Raw genomic sequence first — 15,494 nt, 5'->3', positions numbered from 1 at the left:
AACTATGCAATTTCGATTGAAGCTCCGCGGCCGATTGCATAATAAACGAAACCGCGTTTGCTGACTCTTTCTGGATCATACAGGTTACGACCATCAAAAATCACGGGTTCTTTCAGAGCATTTTTAATGACGTCAAAATCCGGCGCGCGGAAGTTCTGCCATTCGGTACAGATAACCAGGCCATCTGCACCCTGCAACGCTGCCTCTTTGGTGCCCATCAGCTTCAGATCGCTGCGGTGACCGTAGATGCGCTGCGCTTCGTCCATGGCTTCCGGATCGAAAGCCTGTACGGAGGCGCCAGCCTGCCACAGTGCTTCCATCAGCACGCGGCTGGATGCTTCACGCATATCGTCCGTATTTGGCTTGAATGACAGGCCCCACAGCGCAAAGGTTTTGCCCTGCAGATTGTCGCCAAAGTGACGCTTGATAAAGCCCGGCAGCTTGTGTTTCTGCGAGTCGTTAACGTCCTCTACGGCCTGCAGCAGACGTGGCTTGTAGCCAATCTGCTCGGCAGTACGGATCAGCGCCTGCACGTCTTTCGGGAAGCAGGAACCGCCGTAGCCGCAGCCCGGGTAGATAAAGGAGTAACCGATACGAGAATCGGAACCAATACCCTGACGAACTTTCTCAACGTCTGCGCCCAGGCGTTCAGCCAGGTTAGAGATCTCGTTCATAAAGCTGATCTTGGTTGCCAGCATGCAGTTAGCCGCATACTTGGTCAGCTCAGCACTACGGATATCCATCAGGATCATGCGATCGTGATTGCGGTTAAACGGCTCGTAAAGCTCACGCAGCAGTTCCACAACGTCGTCGTTATCCGTGCCTACAACGATACGCTCCGGACGCATGCAGTCGTTAACCGCCGCGCCTTCCTTCAGGAATTCCGGGTTGGAGACGACATCAAAATTGACGTCGACGCCGCGGCCCTTCAGCGTTTCGTTCATGACGCTGCGAACACGGTCTGCCGTGCCTACAGGTACGGTTGATTTATCAATCACGACCTTATGATCGGTCATGTGCTGTGCAATAGTACGAGCTACGGCGGTAACATATTTCAGATCCGCAGAGCCATCTTCATCCGGAGGCGTACCTACGGCGATGAACTGCATGGTTCCGTGTTTTACCCCGTCTTCCGCGTTAGTGGAGAACTTAAGGCGGCCCGCCTCATAGTTCTGCATCACCAGCGGCGTCAGGCCCGGCTCAAAAATTGGAATGATCCCTTTCTTCAGATTCTCGACTTTGTTCGCGTCGACATCGATACAAAGAACGTCATGTCCGACTTCGGCCAGAACAGCAGCCTGAACCAGACCAACATAGCCGATACCAAATACGGTGACTTTCATTGAATTGTCCCGGTTAAAAAATTAATCTTATTTTTCGTTGCCAACGGTGCTTTCAAGCCATGCTTTAAAGTCAGCACCCAGCGTGTTGTGACGTACGCCGTACTCTACGAAAGCCTGCATATAGCCCAGTTTGTTACCACAGTCGTGGCTCACGCCTTTCAGGTGATAAGCTTCTACCGTCTCTTTGTCCATCAGCATGGCAATAGAGTCGGTCAGCTGAATTTCGTCACCTGCGCCCGGAGGCGTTTTCGCCAGCAGTGGCCAGATGTCGGCAGACAGCACGTAACGACCAACAACCGCCAGGTTAGAAGGTGCTTTGTCAGCTTTAGGCTTTTCAACCACGCCAACCATTGGTGCGCTGTCGCCCGCTTTCAGCTCTGCGCCCTGGCAGTCAACCACGCCGTATGCGGTAACGTCTGCAACAGGCTCAACCATGATCTGGCTGTAACCGGTTTCATCGAAGCGACGCATCATATCGGCCAGGTTATCCTGCGCCAGGTTAGATTCGTACTCGTCGATGATAACGTCCGGCAGGATTACCGCGACAGGTTCATTGCCTACTACCGGGTATGCGCACATAACCGCATGACCCAGACCTTTAGCCAGACCCTGACGAACCTGCATGATGGTCACGTGTGGCGGGCAGATTGACTGGATTTCTTCCAGCAGCTGACGCTTAACACGTTTTTCCAGCATGGCTTCCAGTTCGAAGCTGGTATCAAAATGGTTTTCGATAGAGTTTTTAGATGAGTGCGTTACCAGCACAATCTCGTTGATTCCGGCAGCGATACATTCGTTAACGACATACTGAATTAACGGCTTATCAACCAGCGGCAGCATTTCCTTAGGAATAGCTTTGGTGGCAGGTAACATACGGGTTCCCAAACCTGCAACAGGGATAACCGCTTTTTTTACTTTAGACTTATAGGCAGACATCTAAGTACCTCTCTTTAGGCCGTTCAAGTTATTACTTGATATGTCGAGTTAAAAAACGAGGTGAGTATACCAGCTGAAGTGGGCTGGATTTATCCTGGTTAAACCATTTCCATTGAATTTAAGACAATTACCTAAGTGTAAAGCTTATCGCTGGCCCTGTCGTTGGGGCGCAGCGATATAAATAAAGCGGACAGGTTAATCGGTGGACAACATCAGGCGCAGCCTGCCGCCAGCGCCCCAGACCTGACACTGCCACTCGTCGCAGCGATGGCTAATTTGATTAAGATGCGTGCTGCCTAACGTACCAAGAGGAACGCCATTGCTGAGCTGAATTTGATGCGAATGAATATTGAGCGTGGCGTTTAATCCCGCAGAAACCAGAATAAGATTTTTTAAACCCTGGTGGTAATAACCAACGAGCAAAGGAAACTGCCCCTGCAAGTTTGCCTGGCGTAGCAGCAGGTTAACCTGTTTAAGCAAGCTATTTAATTCCGGCAAACGTTGTGCCTGACCGGAAAGCTGATCCTGCAGCAGGCCGTTAAATAATGCTCTTAACAATAACGCAGCCAGTACGCCATTATCGCCTGCACGAGTCACGTCCAGACAATAAAACGCCAGATCTTTATCGGACAAGGCGGCCACGTCTAACACCAGTCCCGGCTGTTCCGCCATGGTTAACTGGCGGTAGTTGATGCGGCAGTTGGCTATTTCTTGCTGTACCGGCGGCTGTAACTGTTTTAACAGTTTTGCGGCAGCCTGCGGATCGCGCACCAGCGCATCCCAGTCCTGGAAGAGCTGCTCATCTTCTTCCACTTTAGAAGTGAACATAGAAGGATAGAGGCACTCATAGACTGCCTCGCGCAGCCTTTCCAAATCTTTCAGCGGTTTTAACAGCACGTCCTGAACGCCCAGACGCAGGACATGCGCAATGTCCGACATATTTTCCGTCGCGGAAATCACCAGCACAGGAATGGTGCTGCCTCGAGTGCGCAGATGTTCAACCAGTTTGATGCCGTTCATGCGCGGCATCGCCAGATCGCAAATGAGCAGATCGAAGTTACCCTGCTGCATTTTTTCCAGAGCCTGAATACCGTCATCAGCGAGCGCGGTTGTGGCTCCCAATGCTCCCAGAAAGTTATCCAGCAGAGAACGGAAAACGACTTCGTCTTCAACTATTAATACCTGTTTCCCGTTTAATGGCTTCTCCATTATCCCCCCTTGTTCGCCGGATAAGTCAATAGTGGCTCAAAAACCACAATTGCGCATCTCAGATTTGCCTGAAGTGGTGTCATTTCTCTCTCCGGCAATTCATAACTGACGAACCAACGGAAGCAATTCATCCATTTTTTTCTCAACGGCCAGCCTGCCTGCCGTTATCGCCTCTCCTGCCCGGTGAAAATCCAGCGTAGAAATTTGTGGACAAAAAGGCTGTATCAGCACGTCAGGCGGATCGCCTGCCATCCGGTTAAGCTTGACCCGGTTTTCCAGTACCTGGATAGAGGTGGTCATAATTTCCATCGCTCCCGGGGGTTGTTTGGTTTTTTTATCACCTGCTCTGCTCAGGCGCTGCCGGAGCTTGCCTCGCCAGCCCTGGGCCGACTCTGGTAGCACAACGGACTGCGGCGTAACGGACAGGAGGTTTTGCTGCATAAGGTGGGCATCGTGTTGCAGATCCACGGCGATGACGATATCGGCCCCAAGCGCACGAGTTAAAGAAATGGGAACGGGGTTCACTACGGCACCATCCACCAGCCAGTAACCATGCCACTCAACGGGGGCCAGTAAACCCGGCATGCTGCAGGATGCACGGATTGCCTGGTGAAGATCGCCCTCTGTCAGCCAGAGCTCACGTCCTGTACTGAGGTTAGTCGCTACGGCACCAAACGGCAGGCCACACTGTTCAATATGATTGTGCGGCAGCAGACGGCGAACATGGCTGAAAACTCGCTCACCGCGCAGCAGGCCGCCGCGACGCCATGACAGATCCATCAACCGCAGCACTTCCCAGTAGCTAAAACCCTGGACCCAACCGGACAACAGAGGAAGACGACGACTGGCATAAGCGGCGCCGACAAGCGCTCCCACGGAGCAACCTGCCACCACATCAATCCTGATGCCGGCTCGTTCCAGCGCTTCGATCACGCCGATATGAGCCCACCCCTTGGCTGCACCCGATCCCAGTGCCAGCCCAATCTTAACCTGTCTCATTCCACCTCTGGTATTTGCTTAACGAACCAATGGCGCCATTCACGTAGCTCGGTTACCATGACGCCCAAACTTTTTCAGCCTTATAGTATCTTCTGGAGATAACGTGTCGGAACTTTGCCCTTGCTGTAGCGGACTGGAGTATAGCTTATGTTGTCAGCCCTGGCTCAATGGTGACGGTATTCCTCCGACGCCGCAAGCCCTGATGCGTTCTCGCTATACGGCCTATGCCCTTGGCAACGCAGATTATCTTGTTGCGACCTGGCATCCTGATTGCCATGCCGACCGTTTTCGCGACAGCCTGCAGCAGAGCTTTGCCTCCACGAACTGGTTAAGTTTACATATTCTTGCCGCCGAAGCGCCAGGGGATAGCGAAGAAGGCTTTGTGACTTTCTTTGCCCACTATACGGAAAATGAGCGGGTCAACTTTATCCATGAGCGTTCGCGCTTTCTTCGACTGGCGCAACGCTGGTATTATATCGACGGAACCTACCCTGAAACGGGGCGAAACGAGCGGTGCCCTTGCGGCTCCGACAAAAAATTTAAAAAATGTTGTGGCCAGTAACGGCCGCAGCCTGACTCTGAGAATTGCCTGGACAGGACTACCATCGTAATGCAAGCGCAAACACTGCAACGTAAAGTTTTACGTACCATTTGCCCGGACGCCAAGGGCCTGATCGCCAAGATCACTAACATCTGCTACAAGCATGAGCTGAACATCGTACAGAATAATGAGTTTGTCGATCACCGTACCGGCCGCTTCTTTATGCGCACCGAACTGGAAGGCATTTTTAACGATACGACGCTGCTGGCCGATCTGGACAGCGCGCTGCCAGCCGGTTCGTTTCGTGAATTGAATCCAGCAGGTCGCCGCCGCGTTGTTATTCTGGTGACAAAAGAAGCGCACTGCCTGGGCGATCTGCTGATGAAAAGCACCTATGGCGGGCTGGATGTGGAAATTGCCGCCGTTATTGGCAATCACGATACGCTGCGCACGCTGGTAGAACGCTTTGACATTCCGTTTACGCTGGTCAGCCACGAAGGCCTGACGCGCGAAGAGCATGACAATAATATGGCTGCGGAAATCGACCGCTACCAGCCGGACTACGTCGTGCTGGCCAAATATATGCGCGTGCTCACGCCTGCTTTTGTGCAGCGCTATCCTAACCAGATTATCAATATTCACCACTCGTTCCTGCCTGCCTTTATTGGCGCGCGTCCTTATCATCAGGCCTATGAGCGCGGCGTGAAGATCATTGGCGCCACGGCGCATTACGTGAATGATAATCTGGACGAAGGCCCAATCATCATGCAGGACGTTATTCACGTCGATCATAACTATACCGCTGAAGACATGATGCGCGCCGGCCGTGACGTTGAGAAAAACGTGCTGAGCCGTGCGCTTTACCATGCGCTGGCGCAGCGCGTATTTGTTTACGGTAACCGCACGATCATTTTGTAAGCCTTTTGGGCTGTTGTTTTGCCGCACAAAGCAGCAGCCCGATCAAAAAACCGGCAAACGCGCTAAAAACGCCGAATCCGGGCTTTACAGCGGCAGAGCATTTGTTATGATGCGCCCCGCTTTAACAAGCGCAAGCAAGGCCAGTGGTGGGGTTCCCGAGCGGCCAAAGGGAGCAGACTGTAAATCTGCCGTCATCGACTTCGAAGGTTCGAATCCTTCCCCCACCACCATTTCAGACTTATGCAGGTCTGGCGTTATGGCACTCTTATTCATATTCCCCACGGGGAAGGATGAGAAGCTTCGACCTCGAAGGTTTGACCCGAAGGGCACGGAGCAAAGCGACGTGAATCCTGCCTGCACGATGTCAGAAGTAAGCATTACCATTTCAGACTTGTGCAGGTCTGGCGTTATGGCACTCTTATTCATGTTCCCCACGGGGAAGGATGAGAAGCTTCGACCTCGAAGGTTTGACCCGAAGGGCACGGAGCAAAGCGACGTGAATCCTTGCTGCACGATGTCAGAAGTAAGCATTACCATTTCAGACTTATGCAGGTCTGTCACAAATCAAACGTAGTACGCTTACCCTGGTGGGGTTCCCGAGCGGCCAAAGGGAGCAGACTGTAAATCTGCCGTCATCGACTTCGAAGGTTCGAATCCTTCCCCCACCACCATTTCAGACCTATTTAAATCCCGTGTTAGCGCACTCTTATTCATGTTCCCCATGGGGAAGGATGAGAAACTTCGACCTCGAAGGTTTGACCCGAAGGGCACGGAGCAAAGCGACGTGAATCCTTCCCGCACAATATCAGAAGTAAGCATTACCATTTCAGACCTATTCAAACCCTGCGTTAGCGCACTTTCATTCATGTTCCCCATGGGGAAGGATGAGAAGCTTCGACCTCGAAGGTTTGACCCGAAGGGCACGGAGCAAAGCGACGTGAATCCTTCCCGCACGGTTCTATAGTCCAGCTCACCATTTCAGACCTATTTAAATCCTGCGTTAGCGCACTTTCATTCATGTTCCCCACGGGGAAGGATGAGAAGCTTCGACCTCGAAGGTTTGACCCGAAGGGCACGGAGCAAAGCGACGTGAATCCTTCCCGCACGGTTCTACAGTCCAGCTCACCATTTCAGACCTGTTCAAACTCAGCGTTAGCGCACTTTCATTCATGTTCCCCATGGGGAAGGATGAGAAGCTTCGACCTCGAAGGTTTGACCCATACTCTTGTTCATGTTTCCCCTGCCACTCAAAGATGACAGCCCGTCCCAGGTTCTGCTACCATTCGGCCCTCTTTTTCCCGCCACCGGGCCTTATGATGAAATTTCTCTCTTTTAATATCAATGGGCTACGCGCCCGTCCTCACCAGCTTGCCGCCATCGTTGAGCAGCACCAGCCTGACGTTATCGGCCTGCAGGAAACCAAAGTGCACGACGACATGTTTCCTCTCGATGACGTAGCCAGCCTTGGCTATAACGTGTTTTATCACGGTCAAAAAGGCCATTACGGCGTGGCGTTGCTGACCAAAACCCCACCCGTGATGGTACGCAGGGGTTTTCCCGGTGATGACGAGGATGCCCAGCGTCGTCTGATCATGGCGGATATCGCCAGCCCGATTGGCAACATTACCGTGATCAACGGCTATTTTCCGCAGGGTGAAAGCCGCGATCACGCGACAAAATTTCCGGCGAAAGAGAAGTTTTATCGCGATCTGCAAAACTATCTGGAGCAGGAACAGCAGCCGACCAACCCGGTGTTAATTATGGGCGATATGAATATCAGCTCGACCGATCTGGACATCGGTATTGGTGAAGACAGCCGCAAGCGCTGGCTGCGCACCGGTAAATGCTCTTTCCTGCCGGAAGAGCGTGAATGGATGGATCGCCTGATGAAATGGGGTCTGGTTGATACGTGGCGCGCGCAAAATGCCGATATTAACGACCGCTTCTCCTGGTTCGACTATCGTTCGAAAGGCTTTGATGACAACCGCGGCCTGCGTATCGATCTGCTGCTCGCCAGCCAGCCGCTGGCCGAACGCTGTGTAGCGACCGGTATCGATTATGCTATTCGCAGTATGGAAAAGCCTTCCGATCATGCGCCCGTCTGGGCTGAATTCAGCTTCTGATGCAGAAAGAAATTGAGGTAGTCGCCGCGCTCATCTTCCGTCAGGGCAAACTGCTGCTGGCGCAGCGCGGAGAGTCTGGCGATCAGGCTGGGCTGTGGGAGTTTCCCGGCGGTAAAGTTGAAGCGGAAGAAAGCCAGCCGCAGGCGCTGCACAGAGAGCTAAAAGAAGAGCTGGGCATCAATGCCGTCATCGGCAGCTATATTGCCAGCGAAAGCCGGACGGTAAGCGGGCGACAGATCCATCTGCACGCCTGGCTGGTTACCGACTTTACCGGCGATCTTCAGCTTAACTGCCACCAGGCCTTTGTCTGGTGTTTGCCGGAAGAAGCGCAGAGCTATGACCTGGCGCCAGCGGATATTCCCTTACTGGCGGCCTGGCTCAACAAAGCTACCTGATGGTTTTCCAGATAAGATTGTTGGTGCCGTAAGACTTCTCGTCACGGCCACACTGCAACAGCACGCCTTCCATTTTCACTACCGAGCCTTCCGTGTAGCTGCGGTTTTCATAAGTACAGCAGCGCAGACACGGAGGCTGGTTATTGTTCTGCCCCTGCGTCCAGGCTTCCGGCGGCATATCTACCATCACCTCTGCGTTAGCGCCGTTGCTGGGCTGCGGCTGCTGATAGCTGCCCTGCCCCGTACTGATGTGCATATCGGCTGCTGCAAAAAGCGATGTACTTAATAAAAGTACGCCAGTCAGTATTAATGCAGTTTTCATCTAAGCTTCCTTCGCTTTTGCCGCCTTGCGTCGCGGCTTTTTACGATTACTCGCCTCCGAAGGCAGGCCACGGAATGCGTGCGCAGCGGGCTGCTGACGAGCCTGATCGATCAGAGTATAGAGCGTCTCCACCAGCGGCTGCATAAAGTCCTGGTAGCGACACTGCTTTTCACTGATTTTAGTCAGCGTGGATTCCCAGTGCGCGGTCATATCCGGGCGCGCCGCCATTTCGGGGAGCGAGTGGATCAGGGCGCGGCCAGCGGGCGTGGCGTTAATGTAACGCCCTTTTTTAACTAAAAAGGCGCGTTTGAATAACAGCTCAATAATCCCGGCGCGCGTTGCCTCTGTGCCTAAACCATCGGTCGCTCGCAGCACTTTCTTTAGATCTTTATCCTGCACAAAGCGGGCGATGCCCGTCATTGCTGAAAGCAAGGTCGCATCGGTAAAGGATCGCGGCGGCTGCGTTTGCTTGCTGACAACCTCACCGCTTTCGCACAGCAGCTCATCATCTTTCGCCACGACCGGCAGCGGCGTCCCGTCGTTCTCCTCATCGCGCTCTTTGCTGCCTAACAGCGCGCGCCATCCCGCTTCGGCAAGGAAACGCGCTTTGGCCACAAACTTGCCGCCAGCGATATCCAGCTCGATCACGCATTTGCGGTAGACCGCGTCCGGGCAGAACTGCATCAGATACTGTCTGGCGATCAGGCCATAAATATTGTTTTCATTCTCGGTCAGCCTGGTCTGGGTGCTACGCGCCGTTGGGATAATCGCGTGGTGCGCATCAACCTTTTTATCGTCCCAGCAGCGGTTGCGGCGACTGCTGTCAAAGTCGGCCGGCGGCGTGAGGTCTGGCTGATGGACGCCAATCGCTTTCAACACCGAATGCCGACCCGCAAAATGTTCATCGGGAAGATAACGGCTGTCAGAACGCGGATAGGTAATCAGCTTGTGGGTTTCGTACAGCTTCTGGCAGGTGTCCAGGACCGTTTGCGCACTCAGGCCAAAGCGTCTGGCGGCTTCGATTTGTAAAGCCGAAAGCGAGAAAGGCAGCGGCGCGGTGTCGTTTTCCCGCTTGTCGTTATAGCTGGTGACCAGCGCGGGCTTGCCGCCAATGCGCGCCACCACGTGTTCGGCCAGCTGACGGTTAAGCAGGCGGCCTTCTTCATCCTGATGGGGTTCACAGGCTTCGCTCGGCTGCCAGAGCGCCACAAAATGCTCATCTTTTGGCGTAACGATATGCGCTTTGACTTCAAAGAAATCTTTAGGAATGAAATTTTCGATCTCTTCGTCGCGCCGCACCACTAGTCCAAGCACGGGGGTCTGTACGCGCCCAACCGAAAGCAGGCCATCATAGCCGGCGTTACGGCCTAACAGCGTATAGGCCCGCGTCATATTAATGCCGTAGAGCCAGTCCGCACGCGCACGCGCGAGGGCGGAAACGCAAAGCGGAATAAACTCACGGTTTTCGCGCAGGCGTCCGACGGCCCTTTCTACGGCCTGCGGATTGAGATCGTTAATCAGGCAGCGCTGTACCCTGGCGCGCTTTTGCGGCGGCAAGGCCAGATAATCCAGTACCTCATCCACCAGCAGCTGACCTTCACGATCCGGGTCGCCCGCGTGGATAACGTCGCTGGCTTTTTCCAGCAGTGTTTTGATGACGTTAAGCTGCTTCGCCACGGAAGGACGCGGCTGAAGCCGCCATTTTTCCGGCACAATAGGCAGGTCGGCCAGCGACCAGCGCGCGTAACGGTTATCGTAGCTGTCTGGCTGCGCCTGCTCCAGCAGGTGGCCGACGCACCAGGTCACCACGTCATCGCTGCCGCAGGCAATATAGCCGTCGCCCCGGCGATGCGGCTTAGGTAATACATCCGCAATCGCGCGGGCAAGGCTGGGTTTTTCGGCAATAAACAAACGCATCCGGCGATGGCTTCCTTCAGGAAATAGAGGATAAAGATGGTAGCGTTTTCGTCAGACGGTGATAAGTGTTTCCTCGTCCGTTTGCCTGTTATCCCGGCAAAATTCGCAATTAGCGACTATGCTGCCGTTCCTGATGCGTTTTGTCTGTCAGAAATAGCTGACAAAAGGTGCCGTATCGGGCGGAACCAGCGTGGTGGAGGATTTTAACTGCGGCGTACCCAGATAAAGAAAACCGACGATAGCATCCTGCTCGCGGCAGTTAAATGCCTGTCGCACGGCTTCGTGTTCGGTCCAGGCACCGCTGCGCCAGATGCCGTTAAATCCTTGCGCCTGCGCCGCCATCTGCATAGCCATTACCGCACAGCCTGCTGAAACCACCTGCTCCCAACGAGGAACCTTATGATGCGCTTCGCAGTGCGCCACGACGGTAATAATCATCGGCGCGCGAAACGGCGACTGCTTTGCTTTCTCAATCGCTTTCTCTTCCATATTGTCGTTACGCGCGGCGTTTTCCAGCAGCTGGCTGAAGCGCTCGTGCCCTTCATTTTCAATCACGATGAAGCGCCACGGTTGCAAAGTACCGTGATCGGGCGCACGCATTCCGGCGCGAATAATATTTTCCAGCGCTTCACCTTTTGGCGCAGGTTCGCTTAAGCGTGAGGCGGAACGACGATTAACTACCAGATCCAGTGCGTCCATAACTTACTCCTGATAAAAAAGCTGAGTGGCTGAAGCTAGCACAGGATGATGATTTGTTACAGCATTCCGCTTTTTCCTGCTGACAAGTTTGCCCCTGCTCTTTAGGATGTCACCATACTGACCCGCCTGCCGTTTGCACGGGCTTTTTTTTCGCGATTATGGAGAGACTATGCGCACTTTATGGCGAGCGATCGCTGGCGTTTTTAAATGGGCCTGGCGCCTGCTCAATTTTATTCGGGAATTTATTCTTAACCTGTTCCTGGTGCTGCTGATCCTGATCTGTGTCGGCGTTTACTTCCAGTTTTCTAAATCCTCCACGCCGGTAGAAACACAGAAAGGTGCGCTGGTGGTTGATTTAACCGGCGTGATTGTGGACAAGCCATCCGTCAGCAACAAACTCAGTAAAATTGGCCGCCAGCTGCTGGGCAGCAACAGCGACCGCCTGAAAGAAAACTCCCTGTTTGACGTGGTTGACGCCATTCGCCAGGCAAAAGACGACGCTAATATTACCGGCATGGTGCTGGATTTACGCGATTTTGCCGGAGCCGATCAGCCTTCGCTTCAGTATATTGGTAAAGCGCTGCATGAATTCCGCGACAGCGGCAAGAAAATTTACGCCACCGGCGACAGCTACAGCCAGGCACAATACTATCTTGCCAGCTTCGCCAATAAGATTTACCTGTCGCCGCAGGGTACGGTAGATCTGCACGGTTTTGCCACCAACGGACTTTATTATAAAACGCTGCTCGATAAGCTGAAGGTTAACTCACACGTGTTCCGCGTGGGGACTTACAAATCAGCCGTAGAGCCTTTCCTGCGTGATGATATGTCCCCGGCCGCGCGTGATGCCGACAGCCGCTGGATTGGCGAACTGTGGCAGAACTATCTCGGTACAATCGCCGCCAATCGCCAGATTACGCCACAGCAGCTGTTCCCTGGCGCACAGGGCGTGCTCGACGGACTGCAAAAAGTGGGGGGCGACACCGCTCGCTATGCAAAAGACAACAAGCTGGTGGATGAACTGGCATCCCGCTCGGTAGTGGATCAGCAGTTTGGCAAAATCTTCGGCTGGGACAAACAGGCGCAGGATTTCAACGGCACCAGTATCTATGACTACCATCTGAAAGATAAGCCGACCGGCAACGGCAATATTGCGGTGATCATGGCTAACGGCGCCATCATGGATGGCGATGAAACGCCGGGCAACGTCGGCGGCGATACCACCGCCATGGCAATTCGCCAGGCGCGCCTTGATGATAAGGTCAAAGCCATCATTCTGCGCGTGAACAGCCCTGGCGGCAGCGTTACCGCTTCCGAAACCATTCGTGAAGAGCTGGCTGCAGCAAAAGAAGCCGGCAAGCCGGTGGTCGTTTCGATGGGCGGCATGGCCGCTTCCGGAGGCTACTGGATTTCGACGCCAGCCAATTACATTATTGCCAGCTCAAGCACGCTCACCGGCTCTATCGGTATTTTTGGCGTGATTAATACGGTGGAAAACTCGCTGGATGCCGTTGGCGTGCACACGGATGGTGTGTCGACGTCGCCGCTGGCCGATGTGGCTACCACCAAAGCGCTGCCGCCGGAAGTGCAGCAGATGATGCAAATGAGCATCGAAAATGGCTATAAAAACTTCCTGGGCCTGGTCGCCAGCTCGCGCGGTAAAACGCCGGAACAGATTGACCAAATAGCACAAGGTCACGTCTGGACAGGCAGCGATGCCAAAAACAACGGCCTGGTTGATGCCATTGGCGACTTCGACGATGCGGTAGCCAAAGCAGCCGAGCTGGCCCATATCAAGACATGGCAGCTGAACTGGTATCAACAGGATCCGGGCTTTATGGATTTACTGTTCAGTCAGGTGAGCGCTTCTGCCCAGGCGGTACTGCCTTCGGCAATCAAAGCTTATCTTCCTGCGCCCATGTTTGACGTGATGTCCGCGATGAAAAATCAGCCGGGGCTGTTCGATAATATGAACGATCCGCAAAATCGCTACGCATTCTGTCTCACCTGTAGCCAGGTAAAATAACGCAGGCAGCCCGCTGGTCGGGCTGCTTTTCCCCTGTTTTCACCTTATACTGCCTCTTTTTTCCAGCCTGAGTAATCACATGCAAAAAAAATCCATCTACGTGGCCTATACCGGCGGCACCATTGGCATGCAGCGTTCCGAGCATGGCTATATCCCCGTATCGGGGCATCTGCAAAATCAGCTGGCCAATATGCCAGAGTTTCATCGCGCCGAAATGCCGGATTTCACTATTCATGAGTACCAGCCGCTGATGGACTCCTCAGACATGACGCCGCAGGACTGGCAATCGATTGCGGACGATATTCGGGCTAACTACGATAACTACGACGGTTTTGTGATCCTGCATGGTACTGACACCATGGCGTTCACCGCTTCCGCCCTCTCGTTTATGCTGGAAAATCTGGCAAAGCCGGTTATTGTGACAGGGTCACAAATTCCGCTGGCGGAACTGCGCTCCGATGGTCAGCAAAACCTGCTTAACTCGCTGTTCGTTGCCGCTAACTATCCAATAAATGAAGTGGCCTTATTCTTTAATAATCAGCTCTATCGCGGCAACCGTACCACCAAAGCCCATGCGGACGGCTTTAATGCCTTTGCCTCGCCAAATCTGGCACCGCTACTGGAAGCCGGTATCCACATTCGTCGTTTGAATACGCCACCAGCGCCTAACGGTACTGGCGACCTGATCGTCAGAAAAATAACGCCGCAGCCGGTTGGCGTAGTGACTATCTATCCCGGCATTTCTGCGGATGTTGTGAGCAACTTCCTGCGCCAGCCGGTAAAAGCGTTAATCCTGCGTTCGTACGGGGTCGGTAATGCGCCGCAAAACCCGGCTTTCCTTAAAGAGCTTAAGGAGGCTTCCGATCGCGGGATCGTAGTCGTTAACCTGACGCAGTGTATGTCCGGTAAAGTGAATATGGGCGGCTATGCGACGGGCAATGCCCTGGCGCTGGCCGGGGTAGTGAGCGGTTACGATATGACCGTCGAGGCCACCCTGACCAAACTGCACTTCCTGCTCAGCCAGGATCTTTCCAGCGATGAGGTTCGCCAGAAAATGCAGATTAATCTGCGCGGCGAACTAACGCCAGACGAAAAGTGAGGTAAGCCATGAACGCCAGCGCCCTGCTCCTGATTGATTTGCAAAACGATTTCTGTCCTGGCGGCGCGCTGGCCGTTAGCGAAGGCGATCGGGTGATTGCCGTTGCTAACCGCTACGCCGCAGAGTTTTATCAGCGTGGACAAGCGGTGATAGCGACGCTGGACTGGCATCCCGCCGGTCATGGCAGCTTTGCTTCCCGTTCAGGTCAGCCACAGGGAACGGTCGGCGATCTGGACGGTCTGGCGCAGGTCTGGTGGCCGGATCACTGCGTGCAGCATAGCCACGGGGCGGAACTGCACCCGGCGCTGGAGCAGCAATACGTGACGAAGCGAGTGTATAAAGGCCAGCAGCCAAACGTGGACAGCTATAGCGCCTTTTTTGATAACGGCCGCCGCAGTGAAACGGAACTGCACAGCTGGCTACAAAGCTGCGGTATCAATGAGCTAACGGTCATGGGCCTGGCAACGGATTACTGCGTAAAGTACAGCGTACTGGATGCACTTGCCCTGGGCTACAGGGTCGAGGTAGTGAGCGCAGGCTGTCGCAGCGTGAATCTCTCGCCAGACGATGGTGACAAGGCGCTGGCGGAAATGGCCGCGCAGGGCGCAACAATACGCTGAAATAATGGCCTGCCTTCATCAGGCAGGCCATACGGCATAACGGGCGAATTATTCCTGCAGGAATAATTTATTGCAGCCTGATTTGCGTGACGTCGTCATCAATGCCGAACTCTTCCTTGAGCTGCTTTTTGCTTTTCATCACCATTGTGCCGCCCTTGCCTACGCTCATGTGCTGCGGCTCGTCGTTGTGACGCGCCTGCCAGAGCAAAACCAGCTGCAGGCTGTTTTCCTTCTGTTCCGGCGTCAGGGCGACGCCATCGGCCCATTTCCCCGTTTCGACTGCCGTAGCCAGACGCTGGTAAATATCTGGCGTCATGGCAGCAATAACCTCATCAAGCTCCATAGCG

General features: G+C 54.0%; 15 protein-coding genes and 2 tRNA genes. 9 read left to right on the top strand and 8 right to left on the bottom strand.

Annotated elements, in window-relative coordinates:
* Positions 1-2: 2 nt before the first annotated feature.
* The 4 genes from ACMGGR_RS08675 to rssA all read right to left on the bottom strand — a co-directional run bounded on the left by ACMGGR_RS08675 (position 3) and on the right by rssA (position 4,487).
* Complete coding sequence (locus ACMGGR_RS08675; RefSeq protein ID WP_246759726.1) at positions 3-1,343, bottom strand: UDP-glucose dehydrogenase family protein; 1,341 nt, start codon at positions 1,341-1,343, stop codon at positions 3-5.
* 27 nt (positions 1,344-1,370) lie between these two features.
* Positions 1,371-2,279, bottom strand: coding sequence for a UTP--glucose-1-phosphate uridylyltransferase GalU (galU, locus tag ACMGGR_RS08670; protein ID WP_246759727.1), 909 nt, complete (start codon positions 2,277-2,279; stop codon positions 1,371-1,373).
* Positions 2,280-2,474: 195 nt separating this feature from the next.
* On the bottom strand, positions 2,475-3,488 hold the full coding sequence (rssB, locus tag ACMGGR_RS08665; RefSeq protein ID WP_246759728.1) for a two-component system response regulator RssB: 1,014 nt from the start codon (positions 3,486-3,488) through the stop codon (positions 2,475-2,477).
* A gap of 99 nt (positions 3,489-3,587) precedes the next feature.
* Positions 3,588-4,487: a patatin-like phospholipase RssA gene (rssA, locus tag ACMGGR_RS08660; RefSeq protein WP_246759729.1), complete on the bottom strand. Its 900-nt coding sequence runs from the start codon at positions 4,485-4,487 to the stop codon at positions 3,588-3,590.
* Positions 4,488-4,590: 103 nt separating this feature from the next.
* Here rssA and ACMGGR_RS08655 point away from each other — a divergent pair, with 103 nt between their 5' ends.
* The 6 genes from ACMGGR_RS08655 (at position 4,591) to ACMGGR_RS08630 (ending at position 8,464) form a co-directional block, all read left to right on the top strand.
* The gene (locus ACMGGR_RS08655; protein WP_414148658.1) at positions 4,591-5,049 is read left to right on the top strand and encodes a YchJ family protein; all 459 of its coding nucleotides are present in this window, start codon (positions 4,591-4,593) and stop codon (positions 5,047-5,049) included.
* Between the two features lie 48 nt (positions 5,050-5,097).
* On the top strand, positions 5,098-5,946 hold the full coding sequence (gene purU, locus ACMGGR_RS08650; RefSeq protein ID WP_246759732.1) for a formyltetrahydrofolate deformylase: 849 nt from the start codon (positions 5,098-5,100) through the stop codon (positions 5,944-5,946).
* A gap of 145 nt (positions 5,947-6,091) precedes the next feature.
* Positions 6,092-6,176, top strand: a tRNA-Tyr gene (locus ACMGGR_RS08645).
* 356 nt (positions 6,177-6,532) lie between these two features.
* Positions 6,533-6,617: transfer RNA gene (locus tag ACMGGR_RS08640), tRNA-Tyr, on the top strand.
* 645 nt (positions 6,618-7,262) lie between these two features.
* Positions 7,263-8,069, top strand: a complete 807-nt coding sequence (gene xthA / locus ACMGGR_RS08635) for an exodeoxyribonuclease III (RefSeq protein ID WP_414148934.1) — start codon at positions 7,263-7,265, stop codon at positions 8,067-8,069.
* The gene (locus tag ACMGGR_RS08630) at positions 8,069-8,464 is read left to right on the top strand and encodes a pyrimidine (deoxy)nucleoside triphosphate diphosphatase (RefSeq protein WP_414148657.1); all 396 of its coding nucleotides are present in this window, start codon (positions 8,069-8,071) and stop codon (positions 8,462-8,464) included. Before xthA ends, ACMGGR_RS08630 begins: the two co-directional genes overlap by 1 nt.
* On the opposite strand, the gene ACMGGR_RS08625 is transcribed toward ACMGGR_RS08630, so the two are convergent.
* The 3 genes from ACMGGR_RS08625 to ACMGGR_RS08615 form a co-directional block, all read right to left on the bottom strand.
* Positions 8,457-8,720, bottom strand: coding sequence for a DUF1496 domain-containing protein (locus ACMGGR_RS08625; RefSeq protein WP_414148933.1), 264 nt, complete (start codon positions 8,718-8,720; stop codon positions 8,457-8,459). The genes ACMGGR_RS08630 and ACMGGR_RS08625 overlap by 8 nt on opposite strands.
* 66 nt (positions 8,721-8,786) lie before the next feature.
* A complete protein-coding gene (locus tag ACMGGR_RS08620) occupies positions 8,787-10,703 on the bottom strand; it encodes a DNA topoisomerase III (RefSeq protein WP_246757455.1) in 1,917 nt (638 codons plus the stop codon).
* 147 nt (positions 10,704-10,850) lie between these two features.
* Entirely contained in the window at positions 10,851-11,402 is a 552-nt protein-coding gene (locus ACMGGR_RS08615; RefSeq protein ID WP_414148656.1) for an NAD(P)H nitroreductase, read from the bottom strand.
* Between the two features lie 169 nt (positions 11,403-11,571).
* Here ACMGGR_RS08615 and sppA point away from each other — a divergent pair, with 169 nt between their 5' ends.
* The 3 genes from sppA (at position 11,572) to pncA (ending at position 15,147) form a co-directional block, all read left to right on the top strand.
* The gene (gene sppA, locus ACMGGR_RS08610; protein WP_414148655.1) at positions 11,572-13,428 is read left to right on the top strand and encodes a signal peptide peptidase SppA; all 1,857 of its coding nucleotides are present in this window, start codon (positions 11,572-11,574) and stop codon (positions 13,426-13,428) included.
* A 79-nt stretch (positions 13,429-13,507) separates the two neighbouring features.
* Complete coding sequence (ansA, locus tag ACMGGR_RS08605) at positions 13,508-14,527, top strand: asparaginase (RefSeq protein WP_414148654.1); 1,020 nt, start codon at positions 13,508-13,510, stop codon at positions 14,525-14,527.
* A gap of 8 nt (positions 14,528-14,535) precedes the next feature.
* Positions 14,536-15,147: a bifunctional nicotinamidase/pyrazinamidase gene (gene pncA / locus ACMGGR_RS08600; protein ID WP_414148653.1), complete on the top strand. Its 612-nt coding sequence runs from the start codon at positions 14,536-14,538 to the stop codon at positions 15,145-15,147.
* Between the two features lie 67 nt (positions 15,148-15,214).
* Here pncA and ACMGGR_RS08595 read toward each other — a convergent pair whose 3' ends face one another.
* Positions 15,215-15,490: a YeaC family protein gene (locus ACMGGR_RS08595; RefSeq protein WP_246757460.1), complete on the bottom strand. Its 276-nt coding sequence runs from the start codon at positions 15,488-15,490 to the stop codon at positions 15,215-15,217.
* Positions 15,491-15,494: the final 4 nt, after the last annotated feature.

The organism is Erwinia sp. BNK-24-b (genome assembly GCF_047456155.1).
GTDB classification, from domain to species: Bacteria; Pseudomonadota; Gammaproteobacteria; order Enterobacterales; family Enterobacteriaceae; genus Erwinia; species Erwinia phyllosphaerae.
This window is presented reverse-complemented; position numbering and strand designations above follow the sequence as displayed.